Source organism: Pseudomonas sp. HN11 (assembly GCF_021390155.1).
Lineage (GTDB): Bacteria > Pseudomonadota > Gammaproteobacteria > Pseudomonadales > Pseudomonadaceae > Aquipseudomonas.
The window spans coordinates 1832579-1852280 of sequence record NZ_CP089985.1 but is presented as its reverse complement, the minus strand read 5'-3'; the positions used below and the strand labels follow the sequence as shown (position 1 = coordinate 1852280).

At 61.6% G+C, this 19702-nt stretch carries 26 protein-coding genes; 11 read left to right on the top strand and 15 right to left on the bottom strand.

Translation table 11 applies throughout. The annotated features are described in order from the left end of the window. Nucleotides 1–7 precede the first annotated feature (7 nt). The 9 genes from ccmI to ccmA form a co-directional block, all read right to left on the bottom strand. Nucleotides 8–1192 carry a c-type cytochrome biogenesis protein CcmI gene (ccmI, locus tag LVW35_RS08555; RefSeq protein ID WP_233894806.1) on the bottom strand — a complete coding sequence of 395 codons (1185 nt, stop codon included), beginning with the start codon at nt 1190–1192 and terminating at the stop codon, nt 8–10. After that, on the bottom strand, nt 1185–1658 hold the full coding sequence (locus LVW35_RS08550) for a cytochrome c-type biogenesis protein (RefSeq protein WP_233894805.1): 474 nt from the start codon (nt 1656–1658) through the stop codon (nt 1185–1187). The genes ccmI and LVW35_RS08550 overlap by 8 nt, the downstream gene beginning before the upstream one ends. Beyond that, nucleotides 1655–2191 carry a DsbE family thiol:disulfide interchange protein gene (locus LVW35_RS08545; RefSeq protein WP_233894804.1) on the bottom strand — a complete coding sequence of 179 codons (537 nt, stop codon included), beginning with the start codon at nt 2189–2191 and terminating at the stop codon, nt 1655–1657. The genes LVW35_RS08550 and LVW35_RS08545 overlap by 4 nt, the downstream gene beginning before the upstream one ends. After that, nucleotides 2188–4176 (bottom strand): heme lyase CcmF/NrfE family subunit, encoded by a 1989-nt coding sequence (locus LVW35_RS08540; protein ID WP_233894803.1) that lies wholly within the window; start codon nt 4174–4176, stop codon nt 2188–2190. Before LVW35_RS08540 ends, LVW35_RS08545 begins: the two co-directional genes overlap by 4 nt. A 3-nt stretch (nt 4177–4179) precedes the next feature. Next, nucleotides 4180–4635: a cytochrome c maturation protein CcmE gene (gene ccmE / locus LVW35_RS08535; RefSeq protein WP_233894802.1), complete on the bottom strand. Its 456-nt coding sequence runs from the start codon at nt 4633–4635 to the stop codon at nt 4180–4182. Beyond that, a complete protein-coding gene (gene ccmD / locus LVW35_RS08530) occupies nt 4632–4808 on the bottom strand; it encodes a heme exporter protein CcmD (protein WP_003172771.1) in 177 nt (58 codons plus the stop codon). The genes ccmE and ccmD overlap by 4 nt, the downstream gene beginning before the upstream one ends. Next, nucleotides 4805–5560: a heme ABC transporter permease gene (locus LVW35_RS08525; protein WP_233894801.1), complete on the bottom strand. Its 756-nt coding sequence runs from the start codon at nt 5558–5560 to the stop codon at nt 4805–4807. Before LVW35_RS08525 ends, ccmD begins: the two co-directional genes overlap by 4 nt. Before the next feature lie 83 nt (nt 5561–5643). Then, nucleotides 5644–6312, bottom strand: a complete 669-nt coding sequence (gene ccmB / locus LVW35_RS08520; RefSeq protein ID WP_003189951.1) for a heme exporter protein CcmB — start codon at nt 6310–6312, stop codon at nt 5644–5646. Next, complete coding sequence (gene ccmA / locus LVW35_RS08515) at nt 6309–6944, bottom strand: cytochrome c biogenesis heme-transporting ATPase CcmA (RefSeq protein WP_233894799.1); 636 nt, start codon at nt 6942–6944, stop codon at nt 6309–6311. The genes ccmB and ccmA overlap by 4 nt, the downstream gene beginning before the upstream one ends. Before the next feature lie 200 nt (nt 6945–7144). Here ccmA and fliK point away from each other — a divergent pair, with 200 nt between their 5' ends. Continuing rightward, nucleotides 7145–8722, top strand: coding sequence for a flagellar hook-length control protein FliK (fliK, locus tag LVW35_RS08510; protein ID WP_233894798.1), 1578 nt, complete (start codon nt 7145–7147; stop codon nt 8720–8722). Next, nucleotides 8719–9048, top strand: a complete 330-nt coding sequence (locus tag LVW35_RS08505; RefSeq protein WP_233894797.1) for an EscU/YscU/HrcU family type III secretion system export apparatus switch protein — start codon at nt 8719–8721, stop codon at nt 9046–9048. Before fliK ends, LVW35_RS08505 begins: the two co-directional genes overlap by 4 nt. 107 nt (nt 9049–9155) lie before the next feature. Here LVW35_RS08505 and LVW35_RS08500 read toward each other — a convergent pair whose 3' ends face one another. Both LVW35_RS08500 and moaB read right to left on the bottom strand, forming a co-directional pair. Continuing rightward, nucleotides 9156–10382 (bottom strand): molybdopterin molybdotransferase MoeA, encoded by a 1227-nt coding sequence (locus LVW35_RS08500; RefSeq protein WP_233894796.1) that lies wholly within the window; start codon nt 10380–10382, stop codon nt 9156–9158. Further along, a complete protein-coding gene (gene moaB / locus LVW35_RS08495) occupies nt 10366–10905 on the bottom strand; it encodes a molybdenum cofactor biosynthesis protein B (protein ID WP_233894795.1) in 540 nt (179 codons plus the stop codon). The genes LVW35_RS08500 and moaB overlap by 17 nt, the downstream gene beginning before the upstream one ends. Before the next feature lie 76 nt (nt 10906–10981). On the opposite strand from moaB, the gene mobA reads away from it, so the two are divergent. Both mobA and LVW35_RS08485 read left to right on the top strand, forming a co-directional pair. Continuing rightward, the gene (gene mobA / locus LVW35_RS08490; RefSeq protein WP_233894794.1) at nt 10982–11584 is read left to right on the top strand and encodes a molybdenum cofactor guanylyltransferase MobA; all 603 of its coding nucleotides are present in this window, start codon (nt 10982–10984) and stop codon (nt 11582–11584) included. A gap of 79 nt (nt 11585–11663) precedes the next feature. Continuing rightward, a complete protein-coding gene (locus LVW35_RS08485) occupies nt 11664–11885 on the top strand; it encodes a YgdI/YgdR family lipoprotein (protein WP_010211805.1) in 222 nt (73 codons plus the stop codon). A gap of 55 nt (nt 11886–11940) precedes the next feature. On the opposite strand, the gene LVW35_RS08480 is transcribed toward LVW35_RS08485, so the two are convergent. From LVW35_RS08480 to LVW35_RS08470, 3 genes are all read right to left on the bottom strand, one after another. Then, nucleotides 11941–12831, bottom strand: a complete 891-nt coding sequence (locus LVW35_RS08480) for a pseudouridine synthase (RefSeq protein ID WP_233894793.1) — start codon at nt 12829–12831, stop codon at nt 11941–11943. A gap of 72 nt (nt 12832–12903) precedes the next feature. Next, on the bottom strand, nt 12904–13239 hold the full coding sequence (locus LVW35_RS08475) for a transcriptional regulator (protein WP_090407222.1): 336 nt from the start codon (nt 13237–13239) through the stop codon (nt 12904–12906). Between the two features lie 74 nt (nt 13240–13313). Further along, complete coding sequence (locus LVW35_RS08470) at nt 13314–13550, bottom strand: glutaredoxin family protein (RefSeq protein WP_233894791.1); 237 nt, start codon at nt 13548–13550, stop codon at nt 13314–13316. 120 nt (nt 13551–13670) lie between these two features. On the opposite strand from LVW35_RS08470, the gene LVW35_RS08465 reads away from it, so the two are divergent. Continuing rightward, nucleotides 13671–13811, top strand: coding sequence for a hypothetical protein (locus LVW35_RS08465; protein WP_233896568.1), 141 nt, complete (start codon nt 13671–13673; stop codon nt 13809–13811). Here LVW35_RS08465 and LVW35_RS08460 read toward each other — a convergent pair. After that, nucleotides 13798–15006, bottom strand: a complete 1209-nt coding sequence (locus tag LVW35_RS08460; protein ID WP_233894790.1) for an ammonium transporter — start codon at nt 15004–15006, stop codon at nt 13798–13800. The genes LVW35_RS08465 and LVW35_RS08460 overlap by 14 nt on opposite strands. Nucleotides 15007–15347: 341 nt before the next feature. On the opposite strand from LVW35_RS08460, the gene LVW35_RS08455 reads away from it, so the two are divergent. The 6 genes from LVW35_RS08455 (at nt 15348) to LVW35_RS08430 (ending at nt 19617) form a co-directional block, all read left to right on the top strand. Beyond that, nucleotides 15348–15662 (top strand): DUF883 family protein, encoded by a 315-nt coding sequence (locus LVW35_RS08455; RefSeq protein WP_233894789.1) that lies wholly within the window; start codon nt 15348–15350, stop codon nt 15660–15662. 2 nt (nt 15663–15664) lie between these two features. Then, the gene (locus LVW35_RS08450; RefSeq protein ID WP_033901397.1) at nt 15665–16048 is read left to right on the top strand and encodes a phage holin family protein; all 384 of its coding nucleotides are present in this window, start codon (nt 15665–15667) and stop codon (nt 16046–16048) included. Continuing rightward, on the top strand, nt 16045–16386 hold the full coding sequence (locus LVW35_RS08445; protein ID WP_233894788.1) for a hypothetical protein: 342 nt from the start codon (nt 16045–16047) through the stop codon (nt 16384–16386). Before LVW35_RS08450 ends, LVW35_RS08445 begins: the two co-directional genes overlap by 4 nt. A 91-nt stretch (nt 16387–16477) precedes the next feature. After that, a complete protein-coding gene (locus LVW35_RS08440) occupies nt 16478–17641 on the top strand; it encodes an EAL domain-containing protein (RefSeq protein ID WP_233894787.1) in 1164 nt (387 codons plus the stop codon). Between the two features lie 71 nt (nt 17642–17712). Next, nucleotides 17713–19044, top strand: coding sequence for a deoxyguanosinetriphosphate triphosphohydrolase (locus LVW35_RS08435; RefSeq protein ID WP_099492409.1), 1332 nt, complete (start codon nt 17713–17715; stop codon nt 19042–19044). 171 nt (nt 19045–19215) lie between these two features. Then, nucleotides 19216–19617: a response regulator gene (locus LVW35_RS08430; protein ID WP_233894786.1), complete on the top strand. Its 402-nt coding sequence runs from the start codon at nt 19216–19218 to the stop codon at nt 19615–19617. The last annotated feature ends 85 nt before the right edge of the window (nt 19618–19702 follow it).

Genomic DNA, 19702 nt, shown 5'->3' with positions numbered 1-19702 from the left:
CCTCGATTTACTTATCCGGACTGTCGATGGTCAGCAGTTGCAAGGCAGTCGTGGTGCTGGCCAAGGGGTGGCTGCGGCCGATCCACTCGCCAGCGGTTGGAACACCTGCCCGGGATATGCGCGCAACCAGTTGGACTTCGGGGAAGTTCGACAGTTTCAACTGCGGCATCATCGCGTCGGCATCGCCCAGTTCGACGGTAATCGGCAGCTCGGCGACGGTGACGCGTTTGGCCGCCAAGGGCGCCGGCGGGCCGGAGACCGCACGGGCAAAGATGAATACGCTGTCGGTGGGCAAGGCTTTGGCTTTCGCCGCGGCAGACAGGTCCACGCGGACTTTCATCACGGCCTTCTGCGCGACGGTGCCGCCGCTTTCCTTGAGCTTCTCGGCGGCACGGTCGATACCGCCTTGCAGGGCGGCGCGGGAGTTGTCTTCCGGGGGCAACTGGGCCAACAGGCGATTCCAGTAGTCGATTGCCTCTTGATAACGCTGGCCTTCAAACGCTGCGATACCCAGCAGGCCAAGGCTGGTGACTTCCTTCGGATCCAGCTTCAAGGCTTCATCGGTCAGCGCCTGAATCTTGGGCGACCACTGTTTGTTGTCGGCGAAATACTGGGCTTGCGCCCACTGGCCGAGCAGCTCCGGCTGGCGCCCGGCCAGGGCCACGGTGCGTTCGAACACTTTGGCGGCATCGGCGGAGCGATCCTGGGCCATGTAGGCACGGCCAAGGAAGTACAGGCCTTCCGGCGAATCCGGCTGGGCGGCGGCAGCGCGTTCCAGGCGGTGGGTCATGTCTTCCATGGACACTGGCGGCTGGGAGAATTCGCGGGTCAGTTCCACCTTGTCGCTGGCCCCGTAATGCAGGTACAGCGCCACCCCCAGGACAGGCACCAGAAACGCCGCCAGGAATGGCAACGGCTTGCCCAGGCGCGATTCGCGGGGTTTTTCCACGCCTTCCGTGTCAGCCAGCAATTCACGCGCCGCCTCGGCGCGGCCAGTGTCGAGTTGTGCTGCGTTGAGCACGCCTTCGTCCTGCTGCACTTGCAGCTCGGCGACACGCTCTTGGTAGAGCGCCACGTTCAGCGCGGTGCGGTCCTCTTCGCGCTGGGCACGGCGCCCGCGCAGTACAGGGATCAGCAGGAAACTCAGGGCAATCAGAAGCAGCAAGCCGGCTGCGAGCCAGAAATCAATCATCAGTCTTGGTGTCCAGCAATTGGTCGAGGCGTTTACGCTCCTCAGGGGACAGCGCGTCGGAACCATCGGTCGGCGCAGCGCGACGGCGGCGCACGATCACGGCCATCACCACCACACCCGCCAGCAACAGCCCCGCAGGACCGAACCAGAGCAGCGCGGTCTTGCCGTTGAGGGCCGGCCTGTAGCGCACGAAATCACCGTAGCGGTCGACCATGAAGTCGATGATCTGCTGGTTGTCCTTGCCCTCCCCCAGCATGCGGAAGATCTCTTTGCGCAGGTCGGCGGCGATGGGCGCGTTGGAGTCGGCGATGTCCTGGTTCTGGCACTTGGGGCAGCGCAGTTCCTTGGTCAATTCGCGAAAGCGCTCGCGGTCACCGTCCTTGGCGAATTCGTAGGTGTCGATGGCGGCGTGGGCGACGCCGGCCAACCCCAGCGCCAGCACCACAGCGGCTATCAGACGCTTCATGGCTTGGCCTCATCGACCAGCGCCTGGTACTTGGCGGCCAGTTGCTCGCGCCACACCACCTCGTCGATCACGCCGACGTACTTGTCGCGGATCACGCCTTTGGCATCGATGAAGAAGGTTTCCGGGGCGCCGTACACGCCGAGGTTCAAACCGAGGTTGCCGTCTTCATCGCGGATATCCAGCTGGTACGGGTTGTGGAACTCAGCCAGCCACTTCAAGGCCGCTGGGTTGTCATCCTTGTAGTTGATGCCGTAGATCACCACGCCCTGCTCGGCCAGCTTGTTCAGCACCGGGTGTTCGACACGGCAGGAAATGCACCAGGTGCCCCACACATTGACCAGCGCCGGTTTGCCCAGCAGGTCGGCCTGAGTCAGGGTTTTGTCACCCTGCACGGTCGGCAGCGAAAACGCCGGGAACGGTTTGCCGATCATCGCAGAGGGCAGCTCGGCCGGGTCCAGATACAGCCCGCGATACAGGAACACGGCGACCACCAAAAACAACGCCAGCGGCACAACCATCAACCAACGTTTCATACCGCCGCTCCTTGCAGGCCGAGGGCTTCACGCACCCGGCTCTTGACCTTGACCCGATAACGCCGGTCCAGCGCGGCCAGCAAACCACCGAAACCGGTGAGCAAGCCGCCGAACCAGATCCAGCGCACGAACGGTTTCACATGCACACGTACCGCCCAGGCGCCGTCGCCCAAGGGTTCACCCAGCGCCACATACAGGTCGCGAGTGAAACCGGCGTCGATACCCGCTTCGGTCATCATTGAACTCTGCACGGTGTACAGGCGTTTTTCCGGGTGCAGCACGGCGATTTCCTTGCCGTTGCGCACGACACGAACGGTGCCTTTATCTGACGTGAAGTTCGGCCCTTCGAAGTGCCTGGCGCCTTCAAAGATGAAGTGATAACCGGCCAGGTCCATGGACTCGTCCGGCGCCAGGCGCAGGTCGCGCTCGGCGCTGTTCTGGCTGGACAGCACCACGCCCAGAGCGCACACGGCGATGCCGATGTGGGCGATCTGCATGCCCCAATAGCTGCGAGTCAGGCTTGGCAGCCCTTTGATCAGGCCTTTGTGACGAGTCTTGTCGAAAATGTCGCGCACGCCGGCCAGCAATACCCAGGCAGCGAGCAGAAAGGTCGCGAGCACCGCCCAGTTGAAGTCGCCGTAGGCAAATCCGGCGATCACCGCCAAGGCCACGCTGCCCAGCAGCACCGGCATCAGCATGCCCACGAGCCATTTTACCGGGGTGTCTTTCCAGCGCACCAGCACGCCCACGGCCATCACCACCATCAACAGGCCCATCAATGGAATGAACAACGCGTTGAAATACGGCGGGCCGACGGACAGCTTGGCGCCGCTCAGGGCATCCAACACCAATGGGTAGAGCGTGCCGAGCAGGATCATCGACGCCGCCACCACCAGCACCAGGTTATTGCCCAGCAACAGGGTTTCCCGCGACCACAGGTTGAAACCGACCTGGCTCTTGACCACTGGCGCGCGCAACGCAAACAACGTCAGGGAGCCGCCGACCACAAACAGCAGGAAGATCAGGATGAACACGCCGCGCTCCGGGTCGGAGGCAAACGCATGCACCGACGTCAACACGCCTGAACGCACCAGGAAGGTGCCGAGCAGGCTGAGGGAAAACGCCGCGATGGCCAGCAACACGGTCCAGCTCTTGAATACGCCGCGCTTTTCAGTGACGGCCAACGAGTGAATCAGCGCCGTGCCCACCAGCCAAGGCATGAAGGAGGCGTTTTCCACCGGGTCCCAGAACCACCAGCCGCCCCAGCCAAGTTCGTAATAAGCCCACCAGGAGCCAAGCGTGATACCAATCCCGAGGAACGCCCAGGCGACGATGGTCCACGGCCGCGACCAGCGCGCCCAGGCCGCATCGAGGCGCCCGCCGAGCAAGGCGGCGATGGCAAAGGCGAAGGCCACCGAGAACCCCACGTAACCCATGTAGAGCATCGGCGGGTGCACGATCAGGCCGATGTCCTGCAACAGCGGATTGAGGTCATGCCCATCCACCGGAATCTGCGGCAGAATACGACTGAACGGGTTGGAGGTCATGATCAGGAACAGCAGGAAGCCGATGCTGATCATGCCCATCACCGCCAGCACCCGCGCCAGCATCACTTGCGGCAGTTGGCGCGAGAACACCGACACGGCAAACGTCCAACCGCCGAGGATCAATGCCCATAGCAGCAGCGAACCTTCGTGGGCGCCCCACACGGCGCTGAACTTGTAGTACCAGGGCAGCGCGCTATTGGAGTTATTGGCTACGTAGGCGACGGAAAAGTCGTCGGTCATAAAGGCGTAGGTCAGGCAGCCAAATGCAAACAGCAGAAACGCAAATTGCCCCCAGGCTGCCGGCTGCGCCAGGCTCATCCACAGGCGGTCGCCGCGCCAGGCGCCGAGCAACGGCACCACGGCCTGCACGACGGCAAAACACAGGGCGAGAATCATCGCCAATTGGCCCAGCTCCGGAATAAACAGTGTGGACGTCATGGCTTAGCCCTCCTTGGCAGGTGTTGGGGCTGACTGGCCGCTGTCTTTCAGGGCCTTGGTCACTTCGGGCGGCATGTATTTCTCATCGTGCTTGGCCAGCACTTCATCGGCCACCACCACGCCGTCGGCATTGAGCTTGCCCAGGGCGACGATGCCCTGGCCTTCGCGGAACAGGTCCGGGAGGATGCCGCGGTAAGTGATGGTCACGGCCTTGTTGAAGTCGGTGACCACGAAAGTAACGTCGAGGGAATCACCGGAACGCTTCAAGGAGCCCTTCTCCACCATGCCGCCAGCACGAATGCGCGTGTCCACCGGCGCTTCGCCATTGGCGATCTGGGTCGGGGTATAGAACAGGTTGATGTTCTGCTGCAGGGCACTCAAGGCCAGGGCCACGGCAATGCCGACGCCAGCCAGGATGGCAAAGATGATCAACAGACGTTTTCTACGCAGCGGATTCACTTTTCGGTCTCCCGGCGCAGACGACGCGCCTCTTGTTGCAGGTAACGCTTGCGGGCCAGGATCGGCGCGGCGACGTTAAGGGCCAGCACCGCCAGGCAGATGCCATAGGCCGTCCAGACGTAAAGGCCGTGATGGCCCATGGCGAGAAAATCGCTGAAAGAAGCAAAACTCATGCGCGCGCTCCCAGGCTGTTTTGCACTTCGGCCTTGACCCAGCTCGCGCGGGCTTCACGCTTGAGCACTTCGAGGCGCATGCGCATCAGCAGCACGGCGCCGAAGAAGCAGTAGAACCCCAGCACCATCAACAGCAGCGGCGCCCACATTTCCACAGGCATCGCCGGTTTTTCGGTGAGGGTAAACGTCGCTCCCTGGTGCAGGGTGCTCCACCACTCCACCGAGTATTTGATGATTGGAATGTTGATCACGCCAACAATCGCCAGCACCGCGCAGGCCTTGGCGGCGCTGTCACGATTGCTGATCGCGTTGCCCAGGGCAATCAGACCGAAGTACAAGAACAGCAGGATCAACATGGACGTTAGTCGCGCATCCCACACCCACCACGAACCCCAGGTCGGTTTGCCCCAGATCGCGCCGGTGACCAGCGCGACGGCGGTCATCCACGCACCGATGGGCGCGGCGCATTGCAGGGCCACGTCCGCGAGTTTCATCTTCCACACCAGGCCGACGATGCCGCACACCGCCAGCATTACATAGCAGGACTGGGCCAGCATCGCGGCGGGAACGTGGATATAGATGATGCGAAAGCTGTTGCCTTGCTGGTAGTCCGGCGGCGCGAAGGCCAGGCCCCAGACCAGGCCGATGCCGATCAGCAACACGGCGGCGACGCTCAACCACGGCAACAGCTTGCCGCTGATGCCATAGAACCATTTGGGCGAGCCGAGCTTGTGAAACCAGGTCCAGTTCATTGCTGTTTCCATCACGGTAGCTTTTCGTCGTTGCGAAAAGCTTAGGGTCTTTACTGGTTAAGACAACGCTTAACCAGACCTCATTATTCGCCGACGCTGATCTTCAGGCCGGCCGCTATAGCAAAGGGTGTCAGGGTTACCGCCAGGGCGGTCAGGCTACCAAGCCACAGGAGGTAACCAGTCGCCGGCATGCCCATGAGCGCGGCTTGCAAAGCGCCACTGCCCAGGATCAACACCGGGATATACAAAGGCAGAATCAACAGGGCCAGCAACAGGCCACCTCGTTTCAAACCCACGGTCAACGCTGCGCCCACCGCCCCCAACAGGCTGAGCACCGGCGTACCGAGCAACAAGGACAGGAGCAATACCGGCAGGCATTCGACGGGCAGCCCCAGCATCATCGCCAGCAGTGGCGAGAGCAAGACTAGCGCCAAGCCGGAAAAAGCCCAGTGTGCCAGTACCTTGGCCAGTACCAGAAGTGGCAGGGGGTGCGACGAAAGGACCCACTGTTCCAGGGAACCGTCTTCGAAATCGCTGCGAAACAGCCCGTCCAGCGAGAGCAGGACCGACAAAAGCGCAGCCACCCACACCAGTCCCGGCGACAAGGTTTGCAACAGTTTAGTCTCCGGGCCGACCGCCAGCGGGAACAGCGCGATGACGATCGCAAAAAATACCAGCGGGTTGGCCAGCTCGGCCGGGCGACGGCACAGCAGCCGCGCTTCGCGGGCGACAAGCAGGGCGAAGACGCTCATAGCGACCACCGGCCAAGGTCAAGGTCGCGGTAGCCAGCTGGCGTGCGCGTCAAGGTGTGGTGAGTCGTGAGTACCACCAGCCCGCCCTGCTCGCAGTGCTGGGCCAGATGCTCTTCCAATTGGGCCACGCCTTGTTTGTCGAGGGCTGTGAACGGCTCGTCGAGAATCCACAGCGGCGGGCCCGGCAGGTACAAACGCGCCAGGGCCACGCGGCGCTGTTGCCCGGCGGACAGGGTGTGGCAGGGCACGTCTTCGAAGCCCTTGAGCCCGACAGCCGCCAGGGCCTGCCAGATGGCATCACGGGACGCGGGATGATGCAGGGCGCCGAGCCAGCTGAGGTTTTCTTCAGCGGTGAGCACATCCTTGATGCCGGCGGCGTGGCCGATCCATACAAGGTTGCGTGCAAGTTCGGTGCGCTGTTCGTTGAGGGGCTTGCCGTTGAGGCGGACTTCGCCTGCCGTCGGCTGCATCAGCCCGGCCAGCAGGCGCAGCAAACTGGTCTTGCCGCTGCCGTTGGGGCCGCTGACCTGCACCATGTCGCCGCCCGCCAACCGCAGTTCGAGGTGCTCGAACAGCAGGCGCAGGTCGCGTTCACAGGAGAGCGCTACGGCTTCAAGAAGAGGGCTGGTCAAAAGATCGCGGGCCTTTACGGTTCAAGTCGGCGGTGCAGCGGCCGTTAAAGAGAAATGCACAATAACGGCTTTGGCGACCGATTTTAGAGAGCTGGATCAAATAGTTGTGAGGTTTTTAGCGCTCTCTTTGCAGACGGGCGGCATTATACATGTGATGCCCTACTCTAAAGAGGGCAATTTCCCCAGAGACGACGCGCGCGATGACCGGTGAGATCAACCTTCCTACGCTTCCACCCACCCCGGCTGCCGGGCCCGGAGCGGCGCCTGTGGCCGGCGAGTTGCTGAAACTGCTGGAGCCGCAGATCGGCCTGATCGCCCCCGGGAAAACCGCGAATGCGGAAGTGATCGCCCTGAAACAAGGCGGTGAAGCCTTTCAGTTGCTGCTGAAGTTGACTCTTGAAGGCGGCCGTCAGACATTGGTGCAGGCCACCAGCCCGCAACCGCTGCCGTTGGGCAGCAACGTGGCGGTGAGCCAGACGCAAACGGGCAATCTGACGCTCAGCCTGCAACAAGCCTTGAGTGCCAATGTCGCCGCCCTCACCCGCATCGACACCAACCAGATACCAGTGGGCACCCTGTTGCAGGCCAAGGTGCTGACCACCCAGATGCTGCCCCAAGGCGCGGCGCAACCGGCCATCTACCGCTCGCTGGTGACCGTGCTCAACAGCGCACTGACCGGCGCGACCCTGAGCGTAGAAAGCCCCCAGCCGCTGCGTGTCGGCAGCCTGCTCAGCGCCGTGGTGCAAAACACGCAGACCTTGAGTTTTGTGCCGCTGAGCGGGCTCAAGGATCAGTTGGCGGTCACACAGCAACTGTCGACCCAGCAAAGCCGCCAGGGCTCGCTGGATGCGGTCTTCACTGCGCTGCAGAACCTGCCGCGCGGCGACAGCACCTCCGCCGAGCTGCGCGACGCTGCCGAGCGTTTACTCGCCGCCCTGCCCGACCTGGCCCAGGTCAGCAACCCCAAGGTACTGGCGCAAGTCATCCAGAACAGCGGCGCGTTTCTTGAAGCCAAGCTGCTGGCCGGACAAAACCCGCAAATTCCACCGCTGGACATGAAAGGTGCACTGCTGCGTCTGGTCGCCGATCTGCTGCCGGCCCTGCCCGCCAGCACGAATATGACTGCCATTCTCGCCGCCAACACCCTGGTTCAGGTGCTACCCAACTTTGTACGTAGCCCATTGAACACGCTCGGCCAAGTCAGCGCCCGACAGATACCCGCCGGTTTCCCATTGCCCGAACGGCTGATGGCGAAACTGGAAGGCGAAAGCGACCTGGAAAACCTGCTGCGCCTGGCCGCTGGGGCCATCTCGCGTTTGCAGAGCCACCAGCTGTCGAGCCTGGAACAGACCGGCACCACCGCCGATGGCCGCCTGCAGACCACCTGGCAGCTGGAAATTCCGATGCGTACGTTGCAGGACATCGTGCCGCTGCAGGTCAAATTCCAACGCGAAGAACCCGCACCAGACAAGGACCAGCCCGAGCGCAAGGACAAGAAGGACGCCAAGCAGATGCTCTGGCGCGTCGAGCTGGCCTTCGACATGGAGCCGTTGGGCCCGCTGCAGGTCCAGGCGCAATTGAGCCAGGGCAAACTGTCCAGCCAACTGTGGGCCTCCCGGCCGTTCACCGCCAGCCTGATCGAAAGTCACTTGGGTAACTTGCGCGAACGCTTGCTGACATCGGGCATCAACGTCGGCGACCTCGATTGTCACCTCGGTACCCCACCGCGCGGGCCGAAAACCGGACTGGAACAACGCTGGGTGGATGAAACCGCATGAAAAACCCTACGCCACCGCGCCAGGCAATTGCCCTCAAGTACGATGGCCAGCAGGCCCCCACCCTGACCGCCAAGGGTGACGACGCCCTGGCCGAAGCCATCCTGAAGCTGGCGCGGGAAAACGAAGTGCCCATCTATGAAAACGCCGAGCTGGTGAAGCTGCTGGCGCGAATGGAACTGGGGGACAGTATTCCGGAGGAGTTGTACCGCACGATTGCCGAGATCATTGCGTTTGCGTGGACGTTGAAGGGCAAGTTTCCGGTGGGGTATGACCCGGACGCGGGGCCGGTGGAGCGGGATGTGACCGATAGAGGGGATGATTATTAGCGTCACACAGCCCAACTATTGTGGTGAGCGGGCTTTCCCCGCGCGAGCGATTCGGCGACCCGACAAGCTCGCTCACCACAAAATTTAAAACTTGTCAGGAGTCGGGATCAGTTCAGGACTTCACTCAGCGGGATGAAGTTGACCCGGTCGCCGATAGCCAGGGTCGTCCCTTCCACTACCTCCACAAACCCTTCCGCCCACGCTGCGCTGCGCAGCACGCCGGAGCTCTGGTTGCGGTAGATGATCGCTTTGCCCTGCTCAAGGCGACCGCGCAGGTATTCGCGGCGGTTGCCCGGCTTGGGCCAGGTAAACCCAACTGGTACTTCAAAACGTAATGGTTCGACATCCAGCACACCTTGGCGGCGTAGCAGATAGGGGCGTGCCAGCAGCGCGAACGTCACCAGCGTCGACGCCGGGTTGCCGGGCAGGCCGATCACCGGCACGCCCCGGAAGTGGCCGAAGGTCAGCGGCTTGCCCGGTTTGATCGCGAGTTTCCACAACGCCAGCTCCCCCTCTTCACGCAGGGCAATGCCGAGGAAGTCCGCCTCGCCCACCGACACACCGCCCGTGGACAGGATCAAGTCGACACTGCCCAAACCGCCCAGGCGCGCGCGGGTTTGCTCCAAATCGTCCGGCAGAATGCCGGCGTCGATCACTTCGCAGCCCATGCGCGCAAGCCACGAGCACAGCACGCGCCGATTGCTGTTGTAGATCTGCCCCGGGCCGAGCGGCAAGCCCGGTTCAATCAGCTCATCGCCGGTGGACAAGACCGCCACACGCGGGCGGCGTATCACCGCCAGGCGATCATGGCCGAGGGACGCCGCCAGCCCCAGTTCAATCGGGCCCAGGCGCGTGCCGGCGGTTAAAACCAGCTCACCGACAGTGGTTTCCTGACCTTGGGGGCGGATGTTCTGGTTGATATGCAGGGGTTCGGCGAAACTCACGCGCCCATCCGCGTGAACCACAGCGTTTTCCTGCATCTCGACACAGTCAGCACCTTCGGGTACCGGAGCGCCAGTGAAGATGCGCGCGCAGGTGCCGACGGCCAGGGTTTCTGACGCCTGGCCGGCGAAGATGCGCTGACTGACCACCAAGGGTTCGCCGGTCCAATCCGCCAGCCGCACGGCGTAACCGTCCATGGCACTGTTCGGCCATGGCGGCAGGTCAAGGGTGGAAATCAAGTCTTGCGCCAGTACACGACCGTCGCAGTCCGCCAGGGTCAAGGTTTCCTGCTCGCGGATCGGCACGGCTTCGGCCATGGCCAGCAATTGTTCCAACGCGTCTTCAACCGGTAGCAAGGCGCCGACCTTGCCGGGCTTACCCACGGGATTCACAAGGCTCAGCCTGTTTCAGGTGCGGCACGAAGTTGCACGGGCGGTGACGGTTGTCCAACTGCTCGGCGAGGATGCCGTCCCAGCCGGTGCGCACGGCATTGGTGGAACCCGGCAGGCAGCAGACCAGGGTGCCATTGGCCAGGCCGGCCAGGGCGCGAGACTGCACAGTGGAGGTGCCGATATCGGCCACGGAAATCTGGCGGAACAGTTCGCCAAAGCCGTCAACCTGTTTGTCCAGCAGACAGCTGACGGCCTCGGGGGTGCTGTCGCGGCCGGTGAAGCCGGTGCCGCCGGTGATCAGCACGACTTGCACCACATCTTCGGCGATCCAGTGGGCGACCTGGGCGCGGATTTTGTAGAGGTCGTCCTTGAGCAGCACGCGCTCGGCCAGGTTATGGCCGGCAGCGGTGAGGCGGTCGACGAAGACCTGGCCGGAGGTATCGGTTTGAAGGGTGCGAGTGTCGCTGACGGTCAGTACAGCAATATTCAGAGGTACGAAGGGCGCATCTGCCTTGGCTTTCATGGCACGGTCCGGTTGTCGAAGGAACAGCCCGATGTTATATCACAGGCCTCCATTTACCTGCCGCAGCGGAACCGCCATGTCGATTGATTCTTCACCCCTGCCCTGCTCGATCCTGCTGCTGTCCGGTGGGCGCGGCCAGCGCATGGGCGGGCAGGACAAAGGCTTGCTGGAGTGGCGCGGCCAGCCCTTGATAGCGCACTTGCAGCGCCTGGTGCGCCCGCTGACAGACGATCTGATTATTTCGTGCAACCGCAACCATGATAGGTACGCGCCGTATGCCGACCAACTGGTGAGCGACGACAGCCCGGACTTTCCCGGCCCGCTCGCGGGTATCCGTGCGGGGCTCGCCGCCGCAGGTCATGGGCACTTGCTGATATTGCCGTGCGACGTGCCGCAGATCGACGCCCGACTGCTCGCCGAACTGCGCGAGACCGCAGGACGCAACCCTCGGTTGCCGGTGATGGTGCGCCATGGTGAGTTCTGGGAACCGCTGATCTGCATCGTCCCGACCGGCCTGCGTAACGCGGTTGAGAGCGCCTGGCACGCCGGTGAGCGCAGCCCGCGCAAGCTCTTCCTGCAACTGGGCGGCCTGGGCCTGGAGTGCCCGGCGGATGACCCGCGTCTGGCCAATCTTAATACGCCTGCGCTGTTACAGACGTCGTCGGGCGTGTCAGAATGAACCTCGTACAAGGAACTTTGTCGGCGCCGTACGCGTCACAAGGTCAGCTATTTAAAAGTATTCTCTCGGAGACAGACTCATGACTCAACGGACCATCGCCGCTCTCATGCTTGCACTGGGCCTCGCCACCCTCGCCGGTTGCGCCTCGCCGACAGTGATCACCCTGAATGACGGTCGCGAAATCCAGGCCGTCGACACCCCGAAATACAACGAAGATTCGGGTTTCTACGAATTCGAACAACTTGACGGCAAGCGTACCCGCATCAACAAAGATCAGGTTCGCACCGTTAAAGACCTGTAAGTCTTAGCGTTTGCCGACAAGGCCCGCCTCGCGCGGGCCTTGTTGTTTCCGGGGGTTACCAGTCGAGGGTGATCTGGCTGCGGAAGTTGCGCTCGACACCTGTGACCGGGTCGATAAACCGCACGCCCTGTGCAAGCAGTTTGAGAGGGTTGGCATAGTCGTCCACGGCATCCTTGAGCACGTCGGGGTAGAACGGATCGTTGCAGATGCTCGCACCGAGTGCAGTCATGTGCACGCGCAACTGGTGCTTCTTGCCGGTCACCGGGAACAGGCCATAGCGCCACAGATCGCCATTTTTTTCCCGCACTTCCACCGCCGTTTCGGTATTGCTCGCGCCAGGGCCTTCCTGCATACGAAAGAACGGTTCGCCGTCTACCAGGCGGCTTTTATGCACCCTGGGGAAGGTCAGGTTCGGTAAGGCCGGTGCGATGGCTTCGTAGAATTTATCGATCTGGCGCGTGGGAAACAGTTGCTGGTAAGCCGAGCGACTGGCCGGATTGGCCGAGAACAGTACCAGCCCCGCCGTGTGTCGATCGATGCGGTGCAACGGCACCAGCGACGGGTTGTCGAGGCGGCGAATCAGACGGCGCAGCAGGGTTTGCTCGACGTATTCACCGGCTGGGGTCACGGGCAGGAAGTGCGGTTTGTCGGCGACCACCAGGTGCTCGTCGGCATACAGGATGGTTTCCTGCACCGGGATGACTTTCTCGTTCGGCACTTCCCGGAAGTAGTAGATGCACAGACCTTCCTTGTAGGCCAGGTCCAGGCTGATCGGGTTGCCGTTAATGTCCAGCACACGGCCTCGGGCAATGCGATCCAGCCAGTGCTCGCGGCTGATGGCCGGGAAGTGCTCGCACAGACAATCCAGCACCGTCGCCCATGAACCGGGCGGCAAATACAAGGTGCTGGCTTGGTGCTGGGACGCGGAAAAACCGGAGGTGGACATGAAATGCTCAAAGCCTGTGACAAAACAGACGGGCATTATCCCGCATGGAGCGGGATTGGGCCTAGGGCGGATTCAGGCCTTGACCAACTCCGCCCGCAGGATCGGCGAAGCACTGGCGGCTTCGGTGAACTCCTTGAGCCAGCGCAGCACGTCCACCGCTTCCCAGCGGCCTGGATCGTACAACGCGTACAACAGGCCCTGATAACCCACCACATCCAGCTGCTTGTGGTAACCGGCACGCTGAAACAGCGCCTCGATCTCGGCAAAGCAGGTATTGAAATGCACTTTGTTAAATGGCGTCTTGCCTTCCGTGACCAGGCCATCGAGGCGCAGCTCGTTCACCGCGTCGCGCACGACGTCGGCGGACATGCGATTGACGCTGCTTTTCAGTTGTTCGACATTCACCACGGGCGTTCCCTCTATTCAATCGCTGTACAAACATACAGTAACGTAATATTCAGAAGCCCGCCATCGGTTCACACTCATCGAAGGAAGGCTACCACCTGTTGTGTGTCAAAAGGCCAATCCAGTTCCGCCCCGGTATCTACCCGGCGAAGTACCGGAATCCGTAGCCCGTAAGCTTCGGTCAGGTCTTCGGGCTCAGTGATATCCACCAGTTCCACCAGCAACCCGTGTTCGACGAGCGGCATGATTTCGGCTTCGGCAATCTCACACAAATGGCAACCCAGGGTGCCGAGCAACTGGCATTCAGGAAGCATGACGAAAGCACCCGATCAGAAAGTAGGTGAACATTCTAAGCCTGACGAAAACCTGTGGCGAGCGGGCTTGCCCCCCCACTCCACAGCTTGCAGGTGCTGGGCTGCGGAGTGCCGATCCTGATGCTCGCCGTCCACGCCTTGATCCTGCAGGGCCTGCCAGACCCGAAGGTCCAGGCGCGGGTCGATGAAGTGCGACAAAACCGCTGCCGCTTGCTGCATGGGTTTTATCGACCGGCAGACAAGCCGGTCAATCCTGACTGACCGCGCCGATCTTGTGAATCGACAGGTCGGCGCCGTAATACTCCTGCTCCTGGCTCAGACGCAGCCCGGTAACACGCTTGATCACGCCATACACCAGCAGACCGCCAGCCAGCGCCACCAGCACACCGAGGGCGGTGCCGATCAACTGGCTGATCAGGCTGACCCCGCCCAGGCCACCCAGCACGGTCTGGCCGAAGATGCCGCAGGCGATGCCGCCCCAGACCCCACACAGGCCGTGCAAGGGCCACACGCCCAGCACATCGTCGATCCTCCAGCGATCCTGAGCCGCGATAAAGAACCACACAAACAAGCCGCCGGCGACGGCACCGGTGACCAGCGCGCCCACCGGGTGCATCAGGTCGGAACCGGCGCAGATCGCCACCAACCCGGCCAACGGCCCGTTATGCAGGAAGCCCGGGTCATTGCGCCCAATGATCAAGGCCGCAACCGTGCCGCCGACCATGGCCATCAGCGAATTGACCGCTACCAGGCCGCTGACGCCGCTCAGGGTTTGCGCGCTCATCACGTTGAAGCCAAACCAGCCGACAATCAGAATCCACGAGCCCAGCGCCAGGAAAGGAATACTCGACGGTGCAAACGCCACCAGACGTCCTTCGCGGTAGCGTCCGTTGCGCGGGCCAAGCAGCAATACCGCCGCCAACGCCAGCCAGCCGCCCATGGCATGCACCACCACCGAGCCGGCGAAGTCATGGAAGCTGGCGCCAAAGGTCGCGAGGAGCCAAGCTTGCAGGCCGAAGTTGCCGTTCCACACCATGCCTTCGAAAAACGGGTAGATAAATGCCACGATCAACGCCGTCGCACAGAGCTGCGGAGCAAACCGCGCACGCTCGGCAATGCCCCCGGAAATGATCGCCGGGATCGCGGCCGCGAAGGTCAGCAGGAAGAAGAACTTCACCAGGCCATAGCCGTGATCGGCACTGATCACCCCCGCCGGTTGCATGAAGCTCACACCATAGGAGATCCAATAGCCTATAAAGAAATAGGCCAGGGTAGAGATGGCGAAGTCACTGAGGATCTTCGACAAGGCATTGACCTGGTTCTTCTGGCGTACTGTACCGACTTCCAGGAACGCGAAGCCGGCGTGCATGGCCAGGACCATGACCGCGCCGATCAGGATAAACAGGGTGTTGGAGCTATGGATGAGTGTGTCCACTGCACTTTGCAAATTTTCCATGGAAGTTGGCAGGCCTGCAATAAAGGCAAAAAGCACCAAAACGGTTCAAGCGCAGGTTGCGCGCACTAAGTTGGCACCACCGATCCTCCCTCTCCAGAGGGCGTGAACCGCTTTAGCGCAGCGATCAACACAAACAAGCCGTTGCCGATAGGGTTTTTCCGCGAATTTCAGTTATTTAGGGTAAGGTTTTTCAAGGCTTCCTGCCCGACCGCCCAGATTCAGCGCAAGCCTCGAGGCCTGCGCACCAAGGCAAAGCAAAAGCTGTACCACTCAATTGCACTGAACCTTCACCGGAGCCGGTGACTCGAAAACGTACAGATCAGCCAATCACGGAGATAACCATGGCCAGAAGAACTGCAAAGACTGCTCAAGAAATATTGATGGCGGATTTTCAAACCCTGGTGACTGACACCGAACGGTTGCTGGACGACACCAAAGTTCTGGCGGGCGACCAGGCTGACGAGTTGCGAGCGAAAATTCATGACTCGTTGTTACAGGCGCGCGAAACCCTGAAGCAAACCGAAGATTCCCTGCGCGAGCGCGGCCAGGCGGCCGTCATCGCGACCGAAGATTACGTGCAAGCTAACCCGTGGCAGTCGGTGGGCATTGCCGCCGGCGTGGGCTTTTTGATCGGCCTGCTGGCCACAAGGCGCTAATCATGTCTATCGGCGAAACTGGCTCGTCCACGGGCACTACTTCAAGGCGTCTGGGCGCGGCCGTATTGGGCTTGCTGCACAGCCACGTCGAGTTGTTTGGCATCGAACTGCAGGAACAGAAGGCCCGCACCGTCAGCCTGCTGCTGTTTGCCGGCCTGGCGTTGGTATTTGCGTTGCTGTTGCTGGTGGGGCTGTCGACGTTGGTGATGATCCTGGTATGGGACACCGGCTACCGTCTGACCGGGATCATTTGCCTCTGTGTGTTCTACACCTTGGCCGCCGCGTTCTGCGGGGTGCGTTTGAAAGCGGCGGTGTTCGATGAGTCCACGCCGTTCCACGCGACCCTCGAAGAGTTGGCCAATGACCGGGAGCGCCTGTTGCCATGAGCATGACTGAAATGCCTCAAAACACGTCGCGGCGGGAAATGCGCAAGGCGTTGATACGCCTGCGCATGGAAATGCACCGCCAGGAGATCCGCCACGAGTCCCAGCAATTGATGCTGCCTTTGAACAAGGTGCGCAACCTGGGTACCCACTGGCAAGACAGCCTGGGCATCAAGCACGCGCCGCTGTGGGGCGTGGCTGCCGTGACGCTGATGGGCTTCTTGACCGGCAAAGGCGCCAAGGGCGGCGGTATCAGTAGCCTGACGCGCTTGGTACGCCTCGGCGCGGGTTTGATTCCGCTGATCAAACTGGCCATGCAGGGCTCGTCGCGTAAAAGTTGAAGCCGGCTGGCTGCATTCTTGCTAACAGAATCGGCCCGGCCCTCGTTTTCGAGGGCCGGGCCTTTTTTGTCAATGATGTTAAGGAGGCCCCGTGATCGACGGGCAACCGCTCGCCTGCTTCCAGCCGTTTATCGACACCGCTACCGGCCGCATTGCTGGCGTCGAGGCCCTTGGCCGACTGCGCCAGGCTGACGGTCACCTGCAGTCCGTGGGCCTACTGTTCGCCGACCCGCGTACGCCGGGCGCGACCTTGCGTCGCCTGGACCGGCAGATTCGCGACAATGCGTTAAGCCGCTTGCACGAAGCCCCTGAAGATTGGTTCCTGAGCCTGAACATTTCGCCGCGCTGGATCAGCCGTCTGCGACCGGGCCAAGCCCTGCCGAGCCTGAAGCAGATCCACCACCATGACGTCGACCCACGGCGCATCGTGTTCGAGATCACCGAGCTGGGCGGCGACATCCAGCGCCTGGCCGACGTAGTGGCGCGTTATCGCGAAGCCGGCGCGCGCATCGCCATCGATGACTTTGGCGCCGGGTACTCCCAGCTCGACCGGGTATTGGCGTTGCAGCCGGATATTCTCAAACTGGACATGCGCCTGTTCCAGGACGCCGCCCGAGGTGGGCCGAGCAGCGAAGTGGTGCGTGCGCTGGCACAAATGGCCGAGAAGACCGGGTGCTGGATCATTGCCGAAGGCGTGGAGACCGACGCGCAGTTGAGTTTCGCCCTGGAATGCGGTTCGCGCTATGTGCAGGGCTATCTGTTTGCCCAGGCGCAACTGGACTGGTTCGCCACCGACGCCTTCGTGCCACGTTTTGCCCAACTGCGCACGGCGTACGTTCAACAAAAGCTGGCCGAGCGCGACCGCTTCATGCAACTACGTCACCAATTGGCTGAACTGATGAACATCCTGCAAACCTGGGCCCAGGTACAGGCGCCGCTGAGCCAACTGCCGCAACTGCCGGCTTTCCCGTGGCTGCTGCGCTTCTACCAGTGCGACCGGCATGGCACACAGCTGACACCCAACTTCGAATGGCGCCAGGACGCCTGGCAGGCCGACAGCCGCTACCTGGGCCATAACTGGTCCTGGCGTCCGTATTTCTATCACCTGTTGGCCGAGGGTTGGGAGGAGCGGCGCCTGACCCTGTCCTCGACCTACCGCGACGCGACCACTAATCAGTATTGCCTTACCGCCGGACAGTTCTTCGATAACGGTCAGCGTTTGCTGTTAATCGATATCGAAGCGGCCAGGCTATAGATTTTCGCTTGCCCAGGCCGCGCTGAACCGGGAAGCTGGGCGGGTCATTCACCGCACGGAGAGTACCCGCCTTGGATTGGCCCACCCTGCTGACTCGCGAACGTCTTGGCAAACCGCTGCACAGCCCGGAAGAACTGGGGCGCAGCCCGTTTCACAAAGACCACGACCGTATTATCTTCTCTGGCGCCTTTCGTCGCCTTGGCCGCAAGACCCAAGTGCACCCGGTCTCCAGCAACGACCACATCCATACACGCCTGACGCACTCCCTGGAAGTGAGCTGCGTGGGCCGCTCCCTCGGCATGCGCGTCGGCGAAACCCTGCGCAGCGCCCTCCCCGACTGGTGCGACCCGAGCGACCTGGGCATGGTGGTGCAATCGGCCTGCCTGGCCCACGACATCGGCAACCCGCCGTTCGGGCACTCCGGCGAAGACGCCATCCGCCACTGGTTCCAACAGGCTGCGGGGCGCGGCTGGCTGGACGACATGAGCAGCGCCGAGCGCAATGACTTCCTCAACTTCGAAGGCAACGCTCAAGGCTTCCGCGTACTGACCCAACTGGAATACCACCAATTCGACGGCGGTACGCGCCTGACCTACGCGACCCTGGGCACTTACCTGAAATACCCGTGGACCGCCCGCCATGCCGATTCCCTGGGCTACAAGAAACACAAGTTCGGCTGCTACCAGAGCGAACTGCCGATCCTCGAACAGATCGCCCACAAGCTAGGCCTGCCGCAACTCGAAGAACAACGCTGGGCCCGGCACCCGTTGGTGTACCTGATGGAAGCGGCGGACGACATCTGCTACGCGCTGATCGACCTGGAAGACGGCCTGGAAATGGAGTTGCTGGAATACGCCGAAGTCGAGTCACTGCTGCTCAATCTTGTGGGCGACGACCTGCCACAGACCTATCGTCAACTCGGCGCGCAGGACTCCCGCCGACGCAAACTGGCGATCCTGCGGGGCAAGGCCATCGAGCATTTGACTAACGCTGCGGCGAGCGCCTTCGTCGAACAGCAGGATGCCTTGCTTGCCGGCACCCTGCCCGGCGACCTGGTGGAACACATGCACGGCCCGGCCAAACGCTGCGTACTGGACGCCAAGGACATGGCACGCAAGAAGATCTTCCAGGATAAACGCAAGACACTGCATGAAATTGGTGCCTATACCACACTGGAAATTCTCTTGAACGCCTTTTGCGGCGCAGCGCTGGAGCAGCATGGTGGGCGCACGCCGTCATTCAAGAACCGGCGCATTCTCGACCTGCTGGGCAACAATGCCCCCAATCCTCAGTGGCCGCTGCACGCTTCATTCCTGCGCATGATCGATTTTATCGCTGGAATGACCGACAGCTATGCCACTGAAATGGCGCGGGAAATGACGGGGCGTTCCAGCCCTCAATAGCGGCTACGATCAAGCTGCCTGTTCCCTGAAAGGAATCTACCTACGAAGGGAACAGAGTGGCCTGATCGAATTCGCACAAACACCCGATGAATAATCACGCAAGCGCTGGGCGCCACAAGCGAACTGTTCCTACGCGCTTTTCATAGACGCTTGACTCACCGTGTGCCCCCAATGCCCAGTTACCTTCTTCGTATCCTGCTGGTGGAGGATCATCCGTTCCAACTGCTGGCCACCCAATGCCTGCTCAGAAGCTTCGGCTTCACACAGTTGACCCCGGCCGAAAACGCAGAGCAGGCAATCTGCTTGATGTCTCGGGCCGAGAAACCTTTCGATATCATCTTGTGCGACCAATGCCTGCCAGACCTGCCTGGACTCGAGTTGATTGAAATCGCCAGCCGCCGACGTTTTACTACGAACGCCATCTTGCTGAGCGGATTACCCGTGGCGGAACTCGCCAACCTTATGACCCAAGCCGAGGCTCGTGGCCTGCCCTTACTGGGCTATTTATCAAAGCCACTGAACAAAGACGAACTTGCACGTTTGATCTGTCCCTTACTTGAGTTAAAAATGTAGGACTTTAAACATAATGGACCGACGAAAAATATCTGCGCTATATCCGTCAAACCCATAGCAGTAGCATTTATCTCATTCAGCCAAA